Annotated in this window: 22 protein-coding genes; 11 read left to right on the top strand and 11 right to left on the bottom strand. The window is 54.3% G+C overall.

Annotated features, from left to right (window positions below):
- The first annotated feature begins 23 nt into the window (after positions 1-23).
- The 6 genes from DXY37_RS10885 to DXY37_RS10850 all read left to right on the top strand — a co-directional run bounded on the left by DXY37_RS10885 (position 24) and on the right by DXY37_RS10850 (position 5,520).
- Positions 24-725, top strand: coding sequence for a metal ABC transporter ATP-binding protein (locus tag DXY37_RS10885; protein ID WP_115126709.1), 702 nt, complete (start codon positions 24-26; stop codon positions 723-725).
- Positions 718-1,509 (top strand): metal ABC transporter permease, encoded by a 792-nt coding sequence (locus tag DXY37_RS10880; RefSeq protein WP_115126708.1) that lies wholly within the window; start codon positions 718-720, stop codon positions 1,507-1,509. The genes DXY37_RS10885 and DXY37_RS10880 overlap by 8 nt, the downstream gene beginning before the upstream one ends.
- A 52-nt stretch (positions 1,510-1,561) precedes the next feature.
- Positions 1,562-2,455 carry a metal ABC transporter substrate-binding protein gene (locus DXY37_RS10875; protein WP_115126707.1) on the top strand — a complete coding sequence of 298 codons (894 nt, stop codon included), beginning with the start codon at positions 1,562-1,564 and terminating at the stop codon, positions 2,453-2,455.
- A 33-nt stretch (positions 2,456-2,488) separates the two neighbouring features.
- On the top strand, positions 2,489-3,544 hold the full coding sequence (locus tag DXY37_RS10870) for a hypothetical protein (protein WP_115126706.1): 1,056 nt from the start codon (positions 2,489-2,491) through the stop codon (positions 3,542-3,544).
- A 1,079-nt stretch (positions 3,545-4,623) separates the two neighbouring features.
- Positions 4,624-5,229: a Crp/Fnr family transcriptional regulator gene (locus DXY37_RS10855; RefSeq protein ID WP_114992061.1), complete on the top strand. Its 606-nt coding sequence runs from the start codon at positions 4,624-4,626 to the stop codon at positions 5,227-5,229.
- A complete protein-coding gene (locus DXY37_RS10850; protein ID WP_115126703.1) occupies positions 5,230-5,520 on the top strand; it encodes a hypothetical protein in 291 nt (96 codons plus the stop codon).
- Here the strand turns inward: DXY37_RS10850 and DXY37_RS10845 are convergent, their stop codons facing one another.
- From DXY37_RS10845 to DXY37_RS13615, 3 genes are all read right to left on the bottom strand, one after another.
- Positions 5,521-6,039, bottom strand: a complete 519-nt coding sequence (locus tag DXY37_RS10845; protein ID WP_115126702.1) for a ferritin — start codon at positions 6,037-6,039, stop codon at positions 5,521-5,523.
- Between the two features lie 239 nt (positions 6,040-6,278).
- Positions 6,279-6,920 (bottom strand): helix-turn-helix domain-containing protein, encoded by a 642-nt coding sequence (locus DXY37_RS10840; protein WP_115126701.1) that lies wholly within the window; start codon positions 6,918-6,920, stop codon positions 6,279-6,281.
- Between the two features lie 151 nt (positions 6,921-7,071).
- On the bottom strand, positions 7,072-7,431 hold the full coding sequence (locus DXY37_RS13615) for a hypothetical protein (protein ID WP_244277095.1): 360 nt from the start codon (positions 7,429-7,431) through the stop codon (positions 7,072-7,074).
- Between DXY37_RS13615 and DXY37_RS10830 the strand changes: the two genes are divergently transcribed.
- Positions 7,421-8,248, top strand: coding sequence for a dehydrogenase (locus tag DXY37_RS10830; RefSeq protein ID WP_115126700.1), 828 nt, complete (start codon positions 7,421-7,423; stop codon positions 8,246-8,248). The two genes, DXY37_RS13615 and DXY37_RS10830, sit on opposite strands and share 11 nt — an antisense overlap.
- A 4-nt stretch (positions 8,249-8,252) precedes the next feature.
- On the opposite strand, the gene DXY37_RS10825 is transcribed toward DXY37_RS10830, so the two are convergent.
- Complete coding sequence (locus DXY37_RS10825) at positions 8,253-8,534, bottom strand: hypothetical protein (RefSeq protein ID WP_115126699.1); 282 nt, start codon at positions 8,532-8,534, stop codon at positions 8,253-8,255.
- Positions 8,531-8,761, bottom strand: coding sequence for a hypothetical protein (locus tag DXY37_RS10820; protein WP_170951864.1), 231 nt, complete (start codon positions 8,759-8,761; stop codon positions 8,531-8,533). Before DXY37_RS10820 ends, DXY37_RS10825 begins: the two co-directional genes overlap by 4 nt.
- A 169-nt stretch (positions 8,762-8,930) precedes the next feature.
- Between DXY37_RS10820 and DXY37_RS10815 the strand changes: the two genes are divergently transcribed.
- Positions 8,931-9,647: a 16S rRNA (uracil(1498)-N(3))-methyltransferase gene (locus DXY37_RS10815; protein ID WP_115126843.1), complete on the top strand. Its 717-nt coding sequence runs from the start codon at positions 8,931-8,933 to the stop codon at positions 9,645-9,647.
- Here the strand turns inward: DXY37_RS10815 and DXY37_RS10810 are convergent, their stop codons facing one another.
- The gene (locus DXY37_RS10810) at positions 9,648-10,049 is read right to left on the bottom strand and encodes an OsmC family protein (RefSeq protein WP_115126697.1); all 402 of its coding nucleotides are present in this window, start codon (positions 10,047-10,049) and stop codon (positions 9,648-9,650) included. It abuts the gene before it with no gap.
- A gap of 374 nt (positions 10,050-10,423) precedes the next feature.
- Between DXY37_RS10810 and DXY37_RS10805 the strand changes: the two genes are divergently transcribed.
- The 3 genes from DXY37_RS10805 to DXY37_RS10795 all read left to right on the top strand — a co-directional run bounded on the left by DXY37_RS10805 (position 10,424) and on the right by DXY37_RS10795 (position 11,780).
- Entirely contained in the window at positions 10,424-10,765 is a 342-nt protein-coding gene (locus tag DXY37_RS10805) for a hypothetical protein (RefSeq protein ID WP_244277094.1), read from the top strand.
- On the top strand, positions 10,765-10,998 hold the full coding sequence (locus DXY37_RS10800) for a hypothetical protein (RefSeq protein WP_115126696.1): 234 nt from the start codon (positions 10,765-10,767) through the stop codon (positions 10,996-10,998). The genes DXY37_RS10805 and DXY37_RS10800 overlap by 1 nt, the downstream gene beginning before the upstream one ends.
- A 266-nt stretch (positions 10,999-11,264) precedes the next feature.
- A complete protein-coding gene (locus tag DXY37_RS10795; RefSeq protein WP_115126695.1) occupies positions 11,265-11,780 on the top strand; it encodes a CAAD domain-containing protein in 516 nt (171 codons plus the stop codon).
- A gap of 33 nt (positions 11,781-11,813) precedes the next feature.
- On the opposite strand, the gene DXY37_RS10790 is transcribed toward DXY37_RS10795, so the two are convergent.
- The 5 genes from DXY37_RS10790 to DXY37_RS10770 form a co-directional block, all read right to left on the bottom strand.
- Entirely contained in the window at positions 11,814-12,020 is a 207-nt protein-coding gene (locus DXY37_RS10790) for a hypothetical protein (protein WP_115126694.1), read from the bottom strand.
- Between the two features lie 113 nt (positions 12,021-12,133).
- Positions 12,134-13,054 (bottom strand): alpha/beta fold hydrolase, encoded by a 921-nt coding sequence (locus DXY37_RS10785; protein WP_115126693.1) that lies wholly within the window; start codon positions 13,052-13,054, stop codon positions 12,134-12,136.
- 153 nt (positions 13,055-13,207) lie between these two features.
- Positions 13,208-14,056 (bottom strand): phosphatase PAP2 family protein, encoded by an 849-nt coding sequence (locus DXY37_RS10780; RefSeq protein WP_115126692.1) that lies wholly within the window; start codon positions 14,054-14,056, stop codon positions 13,208-13,210.
- Between the two features lie 108 nt (positions 14,057-14,164).
- Positions 14,165-14,437: a hypothetical protein gene (locus tag DXY37_RS10775; protein WP_115126691.1), complete on the bottom strand. Its 273-nt coding sequence runs from the start codon at positions 14,435-14,437 to the stop codon at positions 14,165-14,167.
- Positions 14,434-14,613: a DUF3721 domain-containing protein gene (locus DXY37_RS10770; protein WP_371638170.1), complete on the bottom strand. Its 180-nt coding sequence runs from the start codon at positions 14,611-14,613 to the stop codon at positions 14,434-14,436. The genes DXY37_RS10775 and DXY37_RS10770 overlap by 4 nt, the downstream gene beginning before the upstream one ends.
- Positions 14,614-14,816 lie beyond the last annotated feature (203 nt).

The following is a 14,816-nucleotide window of genomic DNA, read 5'->3' as shown; positions in this document are numbered from 1 at the left end:
GCTGAGAATCGTTCTCACTGCCCATGAGGGTGCCACCCCTCGTTGCGCAAGGTCTATCCGTCGCCTATGGCAACCGAGTTGTTCTTGATGATGTGTCGCTGACACTGGAAGCCGGAACGCTGACGGCTCTAGTCGGCGCCAACGGAGCTGGTAAATCCACCTTGCTGCATTTGCTGCAGGGCCGGCTGATTCCCTCTGCGGGAATGGTCGCTTGCGATGGAATGCCGATTCAGAGCTGCCGTGATCGGGTGGTGCTGATGCCACAGCGTGGTCGGATCGACTGGTCTTTCCCCATCACCGTGCGTGAGTTTGTCGCTCTTGGAGCGATGGGGAACAGTTCATTTGGATGTTGCGACCGGGAAGCGGCATTGCAGCGTGTTGGTCTGGAATCGCTGGCGACGCGTCGCTTGGATGCGTTGTCGGGAGGACAGCAGCAACGGGCGTTGTTGGCACGCACCCTGGTGCAGCCGTCGCGAGTTCTGTTGTTGGATGAACCTTGCGCTGCGATTGATCCGCCTTCCCGGGGGCAGTTGATTGCCCTGATGCGTCAACTGGCTGATGCGGGGCAGACCTTGTTGGTCAGCAACCATGACTGGGGCTCAGCTCTTGATTTGTATGACCGAGTGATTGTGCTGGATGGACGTGTCGTGGCTGATGGCGCTCCGCAGCAGGTGCGCAGCATGCTCGGCAGCAATCTTGCTGTGCAGGAGTTGTTCCATGAGTGAACTCGATCTCTGGTTGGTTCCTTTGTTGATGGCATTGCTGATTGGGGTGCTCTGTCCCATCACCGGCACGTTGCTGGTGACGCAACGGCGCGTTTTGCAAGCGAATCTGATTTCCCATGCTGTTTTGCCAGGCGTTGCCATCGCAGTGGCCTTTGGTGTGGACCCTGCCATTGGCGGGGTGCTCAGTGGTCTGCTTGGGTCACTGGCGGCTGAGCGCATGCAGCGAGGGCAACCGGCTGGACAGGAAGCTGTGATCAACACGGTGCTGGCCGGTTTTCTCGGTCTCGGTGTGCTCTTGATTCCTGTGCTCAACATTCGCCTTGATTTGGAAGCGCTTCTGTTCGGCGATTTGCTGATCGTTGACTGGTCAGATCTGTACAGAGTTCTTGTAGCTGCTGCCGCGATGGCCCTGTTGCTCCTGACCCGCTACCGACAGCTTGTGTTTCTGGGTGTTGATCCAGAGGGTGCCCAGGCTTCCGGATTGCCGGTCCGCGGTTTGCAACTGGTTCAGGCACTGGTCACCTCCATGGTGATCGTGAGCGCCATGGCTGCTGTGGGGGTGATTCTGGTGATTGGCCTGTTGTGCGCACCGGTGCTCCCTGGTCTCTGGAGGGTGAGCAGCTTGCGTGCCGCAATGCTTCAGTCGGCGCTGGTGGGCCTGGGCCTCAGTGCCGTGGGCTTCTTGTTAGCTGTTCCGCTCAATCTTCCACCGGGCCCGTTGATCGGCGTTGTTTGCATGGTTTTGCTCTGCCTGCCCAAGTTGCGACCAGCCCATTCAGCCTGACTTGCATGACGAATGAGAATGATTATCATTTCCGAAGATATTTTGTCGCATCTTGCCTTTCCCTTTCGTCACGGCAGCAGCAGGAACCCTGCTAGCTGCTGCGTCCTCAGCCCCAACGGTTGTTGCAGTTGACGGCGTTCTTTGCGACATCACCAAGAAGCTGGTGGCTGATCAGGCCCGCGTGATTTGCTTAATCCCGCCGGGGTCAGACCCGCACACCATGGCCCTCAGGCCTGCTGATCGCAGCAATCTCAGCAAGGCCAAGCTTGTGCTGCTGAACGGTTACAACCTCACTCCCGCGCTGAAGGGTGTCAAAGCCGGCGGCCCGGTTGTGTCCGTTGGTGAAATAGCTGTTCCCAGTAATCCTTTGAACGATCCGCATCTCTGGCATGACCCTGCGATCGCGGCGTCCATGACCAATGCGGTTGCGGTCAAGCTCAAGCCTGTGTTCAACGGAACTCAGGACGCAGCGATCGATCAACGCAGGGCTGCCATGGATTCAGTGCTGGGTTCGCTCGGAACCTGGACGGGCCAGCAGATTCAGACCGTGCCTGCTGAACAGCGCGTTCTGATTACAGGACACCGCGCCTATTCCTTCTTGGCACGTCGGTTCGGCATTCGCGAACTCCCTGTTATTGATGAATACGCCACCGGCGGCCGCATGCGCCCTTCCAGCCTGAGTGCCATCAGCAAGGCGATCAAGAAGTCAGGTACCAAGGTGATCTTCCCAGAGGCATTGCCCCCGTCCAAGACGATGCGTCGGATCAGCAAGGCAAGTGGCGTTCCCCTCGCCAGCAAGCCTTTGTTTGCAGATGGCCAGGCTCCAGGGAAAAGTCTTGTCCAAACAGCAACAGGCAACATCTGCACCTTCGTTGTTGCCCAGGGCGGACGTTGTGATGAAAACGGTGCAGCTCAGCTTCAGCAGCGTTGGGCCTCAATTCGCTGATTTATTTGCACACTTTTCTGATTTTTTGATCCAATGATCTTTTCTCGTCTTTCGTTTCTGAGTGCCGCAGCGGGGCTTGCCTTATTGCTGGCCGGTGATGCTTCAATCCGCGGGGTCCATGCCCATGGCGGACATGGTGGTGGTGAACAAGTTCCTGAGGGTGAATTCAAGGTCACCCCTGTGATCACAATTGAGGGTCATGGAGGGTTTGAGACCAATCTCGATGGCAAGCCTGAGCACTACGCGATTGATGGCCAGTTTGGTTACGTGTTCGAATGGGGACTTCCCAACAATGGTGTTTTTGCCATTGAAGGATCCATTGGACCTTCGGCTGTTTATGGAGAGGCTGAACACTTCTACGGAATTGTTCATGCTCATGGAGACGGCCATGACGATCACGCCGCCACTACAACTGCTCACGATGATCATGACGATGATCATGACGATGATCATGACCATGAAGATGAGCATGAAGATGAGCATGGTCATGACGATCACGCTCATGACGATCATGGGCACGCTCATGCATCGGGTGCACCGTTTAAGCGAACAGATATTCGTGGCTACTTAGCTGCCCGCTATCAACCCAATGACAGGTTGGCATTGCAGGTTGCTTGGATGCCTTATTACGTGACAGGTAAAGGCGAGGAAATGGGTGAAGGTCTCAAGAATGAGATTGGCGTCAATGTCACTTATGCATTCGGAGATGGCGATGTGAACTTTGCTCTGGGTGATGGCCTGGAAGATGTCATCGACGGAGTTTTTATTTCAGTTGAAAATCGCACGGGTTGGGAAGCCAATGGCACCTACATCGGTAACTACACTGACCTCTGGCCTGGTTTCGGTTTCAATGTTGACCTGCTGAACATCACACTTTCGGGTGGTCCACGTTTCTACTCGCCCGGCAGCTATTCAGGCCTTTCATCGCGCACCGACTGGGGCGGAGAGCTGGAGATGGAATACCCGATTACAGACACCATTGCGCTCTTCGCGCACTGGGAACCGATCTATAGCTCTGAAGATTGGGGCTCAGAGGGTGGCAAGGGCTGGAACCACCACATAGGCACTGGTGTGACCTTCTCGTTCTGATCGATGCAAGGTTGTCTATCCATCCTTGTGTAGACAACCTTCTCCGGTTTGTGGCGCTGCATCAAAGCCCTGTTTAGACATCATTTGAACAGGGCTGTTCTATTTTTTGGAGCAATATTCTGATTCAAATCTTGTCGAGTCGTTAATCAGATAAATTAAATAGTATATGGTTTTTGGCTTGTTTGCTTTTTAGTTTTTTTGGTGCAATTTTAGCTGACTTTCTTGATTTGCATCCACATGATTCTGCTGATATCTATCTTGATCAGGGTTTCCAGGTGTTCTTGCGTTAAAGCTCGGGCATCATTTTCTCGACCCTGGAGTGTGAGCTTTGAGAGTTGACCCATGCACCAGTTCTGTAATGCAGCTGCCTGGTCTCTGCGGCATCTGAGATGACAATGTTCAGGCAGATCCATTGCGCTGGATTCAGTTCAAGTTTTCTACTTGTGCGAATGAATCGGTATGGATTCAAGCTCAACACCTGTACGTAGCGAAATTCACCGCAGCACTGTTCCGGTATCAAATGTGTGAAATTGATTTTGTTGATTGAGCGCTCTTTTGTGTTGCTGTTGTGAGTTGTTGATCGTCATTCTGATTGCAGTTAGGCAGCTTCTGAGCATGCCTTGCATAAATGCTTCGTTGGCAGCTTCATTGCTGGCAAGTGCAGGGCTCTAGGACTGGCCTGGAGAGCTTTACGGGATGCTGTGTCCCGACTTGGAGCAGCGACTGAGCTGACGTCGTTGCTGAGGGATCTGATGAAAATGCTGCTGATGGTGATTTGCAGACGTGTGAAGGTCGTATGTAACGAGGTGCTACGGCTGATCGACGGCTTCTGGCTCGGATCTAATGCGCGTTGCTCATAGCCTTCCGACGGTCGCCCTGATTGCGGTCTTTGCAGCTGCACAGTGGGATCTGGTCGGTTGCGCTGGTGCCATCTGTAACTCGCAGGCCACGTCTTGTTGGTCCTCCAGGTAGCAAATGGCTCAAAGGAACCCCCTACTGCTTCTGAGAATCGCTTGCATGAAGGCAAGTTTTGCTTCTAGAGTCGAGATCGATTCTCAATAGCAGGACGTTATCCGTCCATGACTCTCTCGGCTTACCGGTTTCTCCCCGATGCTCCCGTGGCATTGATGACGATGCCTCGCCACCAGACCGTGTTGATCGACCCGGCTTCTGCTGGCCAAGGCAGCATTCTTGAGGTCCATGAAGGCTTCTGCCGTGTCTATTGCCCCTGTGAAGAAACAGAGGGCATGACTCTTGCTTTCCTTCAAGCAGGTGATCGCCTGAGGACTGATCGTCTTTGCAGCGAAGGCATCTGCGTCGAAGCTCTCACTGATCTTCGTCTCGCCCGCAGCGTTTCCTCCGACGATGAAGTCGGCATGGACGCCGTAAACGAGTGGACATTGCAGCTTCTGCGCATCCGTCACCTCGGACAGGCTGAGCAGAGACTTCATGCTCTCTTCGCTCTGTTGGTCAATCGTCTTGGCAAGCGCTGCAGCGATTGTTTCCAGTTGCCTTTCCGTTTGACTCATGACCGCCTCGGAGAGCTGATTGGAGCCACGCGCGTCACCACGACCCGTCAGGTCTCCAAGTGGAGAAATGTGGATCAGATGAATTGTTCGGGTGGTGAATTCACCATGAACTTCTCGATCGACATGATCAGCACCGCACCTCTGACCCATCTCTGAATGGCTGTGATTCACCGCCAGGGCTGCAATCTCATGGCAGCGCTCTGTCGTGATGCAGAGCGCTGCTCAAGGCGGAGCCTCCAGATCACTCAACAGTGTGATTTTTGCCTGAATCAGACACTGCTCAAGCGATTGCGCTCTGAGCAGTGCCTGATTGCCTTACGCCTCGAGCAACTGCAAATGCTGATTGCAGGGATGGATCGCGAGTCTGTCGTTGATCCGCTGGCATTGAATTTCGCCAGTGAAGTTGCCCGGCGGGCGATTGTCAAAACACGCTCTTTGGCGAACTGACTACTGAAGTTGGGCAGGGAGCGCGACACCTTCCCTCAGTTCGTTGTCGATGACCAGCACGGCGGCAGCCTGACCATCAGCGAACTTGGTCCGACCGAGCAGATGGGCTGCTTCATGTTCAGCTTTGATCTGTCCCTCCACCATTGGTTCAAGGAACACGGTGCTGCGTGTGTCGCAAACTCGTTCTGCTGCCATCAGCAGTTGTTGGAGCGACGTTGTCACGTCCCGTTCCGTCAGGAATGCGGTGCTCATCACGTCGAGGACCGACTCCCAGGATTGATCCGGAGCTTCAAGGGCATGCAGTTCGGGTGTTTGTGCCCTGGCAATCAGGTACTCAGCAATTTTGGCTGCGTGCTCTTGTTCTCCTTTTGCCTCATCGTTGAAGTGTTGGGAGAAGCCGCGTAATTCCCGTTCTCCCATCCAAATGGCAGCGCCAAAATAGGTCGCATGGGCCTGGCGCTCCATGTTGAAGTGCGCCTGAAAGCCCTCTAGCAAAAACAGATCGATTGGCTCCGCCATGGCCCGACCGGCACGGCTAACTGGGATTTGAACGTGCTTGGAGGGGTCTGAAAGCATCGCAACGAGCCGCCTGTGTATCAAATGTAAAAGGGTTGTCGAGTCTTTCGATGGTCGTTGACGTCGTGATTGATCAGCGCTGTATAATGAGATGCATTCTCAGCAGCTTGAATCGTGCCGGTTCATCAGCCTCAGAAAAAGAAAGGTTGTAAGAAGTCCAAGTGCTCGAAGTGGAAGGGTGGTCAGTGCAAGTGCGGGCGAGGTTGAGCGAAGAGTTCGTCTTGTTTGGCTTGGAGTTGAACCAGATTGAGTCGCATCGTTTTCGTCACTGCATCCACGTCGATCAGCTTCTGGCGTTGCATCCAGCCAAGATGCCTACTGATCGTCGGTCTGGTGCTGCTGATGATTTCCCCGATGCGTCGGTGGGATAGGCCCGAAATCAGCGTCTGTTCAGGATTGGCACCTTGATTGCCTTTTGATTTGGCAAGTAGTAAGAACAGTTTGATCAATCGTTCCAAGCTGTCTGCGGGCTGCTTGATTTCGTAGAGGTCGAGAATCCAGTTTTCCAAATAAACGTTGGTGCTCACTGGTTGATCTTTTTGGTTAAATTCAACTTTGGATTCTTCAAGGGCTTCAATCATCAGTCTTCGGTGGTTATTCCAACAAATTGAACTTTCGGTGCCAGCATGAATTAATGCCAATGTCGATTCGGTCGTATTATTTCCAATGTCATTCATGCAGTAAAGGCGAATAAAGCCATCGATTATCTTCAGCTGGAAGCTTCGTTTTTCGCTGTCGTTCGTGATGATCCTGTGTTGACTTGATTTCTTCAGTGTGATGACTGATGTGACCAGTGTCGTCAGATCTTTTTCTGCCTGCGCCATATCAAATGCTGGTGCAGGATTTTAGAAATGCACCTTTATTTACTGTTGTTATAACAGTGCAAGCGTGCCTGTGATTGGTGTTGTTTGATACGCCCTCTTGGAGATTTCGGTGCAGCGCGAGCTGGGTTGAGAGCAATTCGAATCCACTGAATCAGATCCTGACCTTGCCCACTTCTGCGCGAAGCGGTGCGTTTCCTGTGCTGATCAGAATCGGCTGACGGGTGATGATTTCGACGCGGATCCCGCTCCGCCCCACAACGATCAAGGTCCGGCTGATGGCCAGGACTGAGATGACAAGGGCACCTGGCCAGATCAAGGCCATGAACAGCGCAGTCAGATCAGCCATTGTTATGCGGTTGCATTCTGCCCTTGAGATAGCAATGGTCTCCTTGAGGAATGCTTGGTTGGATGGCTCCAACTTCTCGTTCTGGCCTGCAGAGGGATTGGGGGGGTGACGGATTGAGCCAAGCCAGGCACCATGGTCAACCATGTTGAATCCCATGCGTCGCATCGCCTGGCTCCTCGGGGGCGCCCTTCTTCTTGCCCCTCCCGTGTCAGGGGCGGGATTGATGGAGCTGCTCGACAGCATGAAGCCGGCCCGACCTGAGCGGTCAAGGCTGCAGCTTCCGCCGCTTCCGTTGACGCCTGGTCGCGGCAAAAACTGGGTTGGTGACCGCATGCCCAAGCAGGGAAGCTCGATTCTGGTTCTGGCAGGTCACGCTGATTCTCAACGGATTTACGGCTCTGGAACGCCAGGCTGGGCAGTCGGTGTTGCTGGAGCCGCTCCGATGCAATCGGGAATGACGGACGAGCTCTACTGGAATCTGCGCACCGCCAGGGCAGTCGTTGCCGAGGGCAAAAAGCAAGGTCTGAACATCAGCTTCTATGACCCCGGTGTGCGCACCATACGCAATGTGCAGGATCCCCGCACCAACTGGTCCGTGGGGCAACAGCATGCTTCAGAGGGGGGATACGTGGTGGAAATCCATTACGACGCTTACTCACCCCATGGCATCGGCGCAGGAATCATCCCCGCCGTCGCGTTCGGTTTTTCCGTGATGGATGAAGCTCTGGCGAAAGAATTCGGGGCCTATCCCTATGACTACCGGGGCATGTTGGGAGCACCTCGCAGGGGTGTCTCGATGTTGGAAATCGGCATGCTTGAGGGCGCTCTGGAGCGGGGACTTCGCGACCCACGCCAACGCAAGCAGACCTTGGACAGGATTGCTAAACGCGTTGTTTCCGCACTGCGTGAGGGCTTGGAAAAAGGAACTTCACTGAGGGCGATTTGTCGCCCCACGACAGGCATCGCGGCGTATTGCCGTTAATCGCTCAGAGAGTGGTGTTCAAATAGTCCTCAAGCCTGTCCGTGGGTATGTACTGATTGGAGACGGCGTTCCCTAAAGGCAGAAAGATGGGCATGGTGAGTTGTCCTTCGATCACCAGGGGAATCAGCGGCTGACGATCCACCCGCATCTCGGCGCCGATTTTCTGAACGCAGAGCAGTTCAATAACCCCGTCGTTGTGCTGGCGTTGGTAAAGACGTGCATTCTCAATCGTGGCCAGGTTGCAGGGAGCAAAGCCATGGTTGGCGACAACATCACTCAGCCTCAAACTTCAGAGCCCCCTTCTCTTGAGGTCATGAGCAGACCCATGCTCTGTCGGATGCGAGGCGAGATGGACCGAATGGATTGTTCGAGTGCGAGTGCCTGATGCCATTCACCGGCGGCCTGAGCCGCATCCTGCTGATCCCAGAGGAGAAGGCGTTCACTGAGCAATTGCAGCAGTGATTCTGAGTCGTTGATCGTGTTGGTTCGGTTGTTGTTTTGCGTATTTTGCATACTGATACTGTCCATGATTGAAACCAGAACATCAACGCAATGAAGGGTGTGATTGCCGAGCTGAGATGTTCGGTTCACCGCTTGGATGTTTTGGCCTAAACCTGCAGCACTGCATGCAAGTCATGGCCAGGCATGCGAATGTCAAAGCCGTTCAGCAACGATCAGCAGCATGAATCTGATCCTGCTTTATGCCGACGACATCTGGTCTGGATCCAGCTGTTTCTTGGCGAACGGTCGCCGCACCCAACACATCCGTGCTGTTTTGCAAGCGGTGGTCGGCGACACGCTTCGGGTTGGGTTGTATGGCGGTGCTCAGGGGAACGCTCGTGTTGATGTCATCGACGACGCTGGTGTGACGTTGTCTGTGCAGTTGACGCAATCACCGCCGCCAAGGCATCGCTTCGACATCGTTCTGGCACTTCCTCGTCCAAAAATGCTGCGGCGGATTTTGCGCACCGTCGCGGAATTTGGTGTGTCAAACCTGCATCTGATCAATAGTGCCAGGGTCGACAAGAGTTACTGGCAGTCACCTCTGCTGTCGCAGGTCAAGCTCAATGAAGCTTTGATTGCGGGGATGGAACGCTCACAGGACACGATCGCTCCAGTGGTGCACTGTCATCAACGCTTCCGTCCTTTTGTGGAGGATGAGCTTCTTCAGCTTTGCAACGGTCGGCCTTGTTGGATCACCGACAAGGGAGCAGCGACTGCCCTGTCGCAAACACCTGCAAGACCTGCTTTGGTGATGATCGGTCCAGAGGGAGGTTTTGTCCCTTTCGAGGTCGAGCTTGCGACCTCGGTCGTGGCAGAGCGGGTCCATCTCGGTGAACGCACTCTCAGCGTTGATACTGCCCTGCCGGCGGTCTTGGCACAGGGTCTGGCGCTGTAATTAACTCCAGATCATCTCCAGGTGAAGCGATGGATCAAGGCTGCGTTTCACAGGACATTGCTCGGCCACGCGTTGCAGCAGTGAGCGCTGTTCGTTGCTGAGCTGCTGGGGCAGTTTCAGGTGCACTCGCAGCTTTTCTACCTTGCGGGGACCTGATTGGGTCATTTGTTTCTCCACATCTGCAGTGCTCCCCTCGATCGACCAGTTTCTGCTCTTGGCAGTAATTCCCATTATGGTGAGCATGCAGGTTGCGACGGATGTGGCCAGAAGGTCGGTAGGGGAGAACTCTTCGCCTTTGCCGACGTTGTCGATTGGAGCATCGGTGATCAATACGGCACCAGAGCCATGGTGTGTGGCTTCACAGCGCAGCTCACCGCGATACCGACAGGAAATAGTGGGCATGAAGTCCCTTCGAATGGTTTGTTCAAGTTGACAGCACAATCCTTGACTGGTCAGTTCTTTGTGGTGTGCTCACAATGAGTTCATGTTTTGTCGCTTGTGGAACTGTTGTTGTTTTAAATCTCGTGTCAGTGATTCATCTCTGTTTAAGGGTCTGATCTGATGATTTGATAATCGAATTGTTGTTGGTCGGTGGTCATCATTGAGATGTCTTTGTCTTTGCTGCTGTACTTGGTTTCGTGAGTTGAGCTGCAGAAACAAATCGATTCGCTCAACGTTCTGGCTCAAGGGTTTCCGCTGACAGGTGAGCTACTGGCTCTTTGTCGACTGATTGTCACGTCATCTGATGGCTATAACCCTGTAGCACTTCAGCATTGATGCCGTCCTTCGTGGACAATGACGACATGACAAACAACAGCGAACTTGCCGGATTGCAGGCTCTTGTCGCCGACGTTGGCGGCGGCAATGTGATTGATGCTGAACTGCTTGAAGGATGCACGGTTCAGGCGCATGAGCTCGATGAGATGGATGAGGATCAGGCTGCTCGTGTGGCGGCTCACTGTTTCTCCGTTCTCTTTGATCACAAGGTTGAGCAGCTGGAGGGTACGGCTGCTGATGCTGCGATAGGGGTCTGGCGCGGCAAGGTTGACGGCTTTGCTTTCACCATCAGCCGTGAGGATCTCGGTGACCTGGTGCTTGATTTCAGCGTTCCTGATTGATGACTGTCGATGAGCTGCGTCAGGACCTGTCCCAACGGATCTGTCGACCTGTTGAACTGCTTTTGACGCGCGATGGCGAAGCAGTCATCGAGTTATCCGATCTCTACCAACCCTCTCCTGCTGGTTTTGGAGGACGGTTGCGTCTTCGTGATGGAACGGCGATGACCTGGGAGCTGTGGCTGGAGGACGGTGACAGCTGGAACTTTCATAGTGCGCCGTTAGTGGAGTCATGACGACGTGCATCGACTCAGTTGGTGGCTTCGCGGTGATGGCTGTTGTGGCTATCTGGACTTGATCGTTGCCATGCATGGCTCCCTGATGGGACTGGGACGGCAGTTTGCGAGAACAAGATGGATCTTTGTTGCGCTAATTGTTGAGTATTGTGTTTTTGTTGCTGGGTCTTGATGAGATTTGTTGTGAGAGTTTTTGTTTGCTGAATTTATTGTTCTATGCATGTCCTTCTCCCGCATATTGGCAGCTTGATTGCTGAGGTGCGCAGGTGGCTGAAAGTCCTGGTCAAAGTGGCGACTTGCCGTTCAAAGAGCCTGTTGATGCTGCCGAACTGAATCTCGGGCTTGACCCCATTGAGGCTGAAGAAGTTCAAAATGTTGAGATTGCAAAGTCTCCATCGGATCCTGTTGAAGCTCCATCATCCTTGGAGTCAGAAGATCATGGAGATGAACTCTCTGTCTCTCACCTCCTCCAACAGCTTTCGCTTGGATTGGATTCGCTGAAACAGTTGAATCTTGAGGGCTTTAAGCAGATTTACCCGATCTTTCTGATTGTCTTCGGCTCTGTGATTCTCGGCTTGTTGTTGTCGTTTGTCAGCACGTTTTTGAGCTCAATGAATAATCTGCCGGTTGTCGGTGGCTTGTTCCAGGGCGTCGCTGAGCTGATTGGCCTGGTTGCTGTCGTGCGATTGATTACATCGAATTTGTTGCTGCAGCATCGACGAGCAGAAGTGTTCGCGCGAATCGCCGCATTGAAAAAGGATCTACTGGGAGGGCAGGAATGAATGGGTTGTTTGGCTTGACCAACCTGACCCGTCCTATTCCTCGATCACAAATCCAAAACTTTCAAAAATCTCGTCGTTGGCGTGGATGATCTTTCTGGCACCTTCTTGCTGTTTGACAGCGAATCCAGTTTGAGCAAGACGCCTCATCAGAGCAGCTGTGTTTTCGAATCGTTCAGCCATGTCTTCAAGGGTTCCGCAATCTGCGGAGAGGGTGGATTCATTCCAGGTGAAGGAGGCCATAGCGATTACGGAAGAGGGTGAACCAGTGCTGCGTCAATGCAGAATTGACACGAGTTTAAAGCTTTTGTCTGAGCAGTGCTGATGCCAAGGGTCTGCTGGACCCTGCCACTGGTTCAGTTGGCGCTGACGCTCTGCGCCAGTTCTTGGCCGAATTCCTCATGCAGCCCCAAGCGTCCATCGATGTCAGAGACACGATCGGCCTTGTCTGCCAGCGTCAACATCTCCTGCTTCGAGCGAGGTGGTGCTTCGTTGGCTAGCACCACATGCAGAGGGCAGTGCAAGTTCTGAACCTGTGCCAGCCACCAGCGGGAGTCGGAGGCCGCATCCAAACCCCCGCTCACAAACGCCACGCTCGCAAAACGAGCTCCCGGCTGCCGACTGATCTGTTGCTGCTCACGCAGGCGTTGAGGCGTTAGAAGGTTGCGATTGACCCAGACATGGCGACGCAGCATCAGTTTCAGGATCGCTCGACTGGTGTTTAGTCGATAGAGAAGCGGTCCGATCAGTGGCAGTTCCACCAGCCGTCTGACCCAGTTGAAGCTCTGCCCTGCTCGTCCGGTCATGGTTGGAAGCGGACCTCGGAAGGTGGGTGCAACCACCACGATCTGTGCCCATTTCCGAGAGCATTGCTCGGCGAGGCCGAGAGCGATCGGAGCACTGTGGCCCGCCGCCATAACATTGATCTTGTTCAGATCAGCACCTTGAAGGTGTTGAAGAATGCCGTTTAAAGCCTCACGCAGAGCATTGGCGTTGTAAGCCATTGCTGGACGTTCACTATCTCCAAATCCCGGCCAATCGAAGCTCACCAGCTGACATCGTTCACCCATCGCATCAGCAAAGTCATGCCACTCGCCCCGGCTCGACACGGTGCTTAAAGCTGGTAGCAGCAGCCAGAGCTCGCCGTTCTCTGGACCGCGACGTTCCAGTGTGACGCGAACGTCGCGGCCATTCAGGTTGACGTGGAGATTTTCGGGTATACCACCGATCCGGGAACGAAGGTTCATGGTGACGTCGAGGTATTCGACTTCGTGCATGGTTCCAGCTTCGCTCTGAAGCAGTGGTCTCCCAATGGATGTTGCAAAGATTTGCCGTGCCTCGCTCCATCAGTAGTGCTGGTTCGAAAGGCCACCAGCAATGAGCGAGTGGCCTGATCAGTGGATTGAACAGTGGCCCTATGGACCACAACCTCAGGGTTGTAAGGCTCTTCGCTCCAGGTCGCAGTCACCGTTAGGGGACGTGCCTTGACGGCGCATGGCCTGGACTTCCGCTCTGGCGGCTCGCAGATCAGCGCGGAAGACCGGATCGTTCTGCAATTGAGCCACGGTGCTTGAGGCGATGATCTGGCTGGCTTGCACATCACTCAGCCAGTGCACGTTGCAGATGTAGCGGCTCTTCCCGTACTCAATGCCTCTGGCCAGGATTGCATCGCGACGTTCCGGTGCGAGCTCACTGAGAACCAGTGCCCATGCCCATCCTGCAGCGGTGTGGCCGGATGGGTAGGAGCCATCGCCTCTCAGCAGGGTTTCCTCGTCGGGCGTGCAGATTGGCTTGCCGTTGACCATGAACGGCCTGGGGCGTTGATAGTTGTTTTTGGCCTTGTAGGTCGCCAGACCGGCGTCGGTCAGTGTGCGTCGCAGCAGGTTGTAAAGCCTTGGTGTTCCTTCCTCGGTGATCGGCACGCCCAGAGCGCAGGAGTAGATCGCTGCGGCCTCAGGGAAATGCAGATTGGCATCAATCGCTGCCACTTCCCAGCGTGGGCCTCCCTGTAGCGGGAAGGTTGATTCGGCATTGGCCACATCCAGGTCGTAGGCCATGGACCCCTTCATGGGATGCGCCGGCAGAAGCTTCAGCGAATCGGGTACGGCATTGGGAGCCAGATAGCCCTCGAGCAGCCCATGCTTGATGGTCTTGAGATTCGTCGGTGAACCAACATCAGGTTCGCAGTAAGTCGGTGTCTGTGCTCCTGCTGGCAGGCCTGCAACGCTGATGCCTGCAATCAACCCGATCGCAGCGCAGCTGTAAGCGAATCGACTCATTGTTAGTTGTTGTTCGTTCGTTCACGGCTTAGCAACTCGGGAGATTCAGTCCCAACAGTCATGGCGTCAGGTTTGCACTCCGTGGATCAGCCGGTTCGCAAGGGCTCTTCAACTTCGGGGCTTCATCAGAAGTGTGAGTCCTGATGCTGTGATCACAACGGTGAGCACTCCCAGCAGCGCTGGATAGAACGACTGCAGATTCAGCCAGCCGAATCTGCCGGTGTGAATCTTGAGTAACCAGAATGCATCAATTCCTTGCTCCAGCAAAACGCTGTATAGCGACCCGCTGATTGCCGTGAGCAGGAGTGGTGCCGCTGCAATGGGAACAAGCCAGCGGTGAACGCGTCGTGCCTGACGCTGTGAATGAAGGACGCGCTTCATTGCTGACGCAGTTGTTGATGCAATTCACGCTCATCTGCACAGGGCATCCAGCGACCGTTGTTTTCATGAACAGCCTTGCAGCCGATCTGTTTAGCGCGTTCACGTGCTTCGGCTTCTGTTGCGTAGAGGCCTTTGCTGTGAGCCAATGCAGGCTCAGGCATCACCAGGCCAGACATCACAACAGCAGAAATGCAGGCAACGGTTGTGCATGCAATCGCCAAGGCAGAAAAAACCATGATTCAGATGCAGGTTCAGCGCCTCTCGCAGTGTGCAATCAGCTTGAGCTGAATCAAGTTTGCCGGTGCTAAGTGTGCGCTGGTTGTTAAGGAAGGGGTCGAAGCTTCTGGCTAGAGGCGCCCTGGGGCCATGCGCTCTAGGT

It is taken from the genome of Synechococcus sp. GEYO (assembly GCF_900473955.1).
Classification (GTDB): domain Bacteria; phylum Cyanobacteriota; class Cyanobacteriia; order PCC-6307; family Cyanobiaceae; genus Synechococcus_C.
The sequence above is the reverse complement of the archived record's forward strand: the minus strand, read 5'-3'. Positions and strand labels throughout refer to the sequence as shown.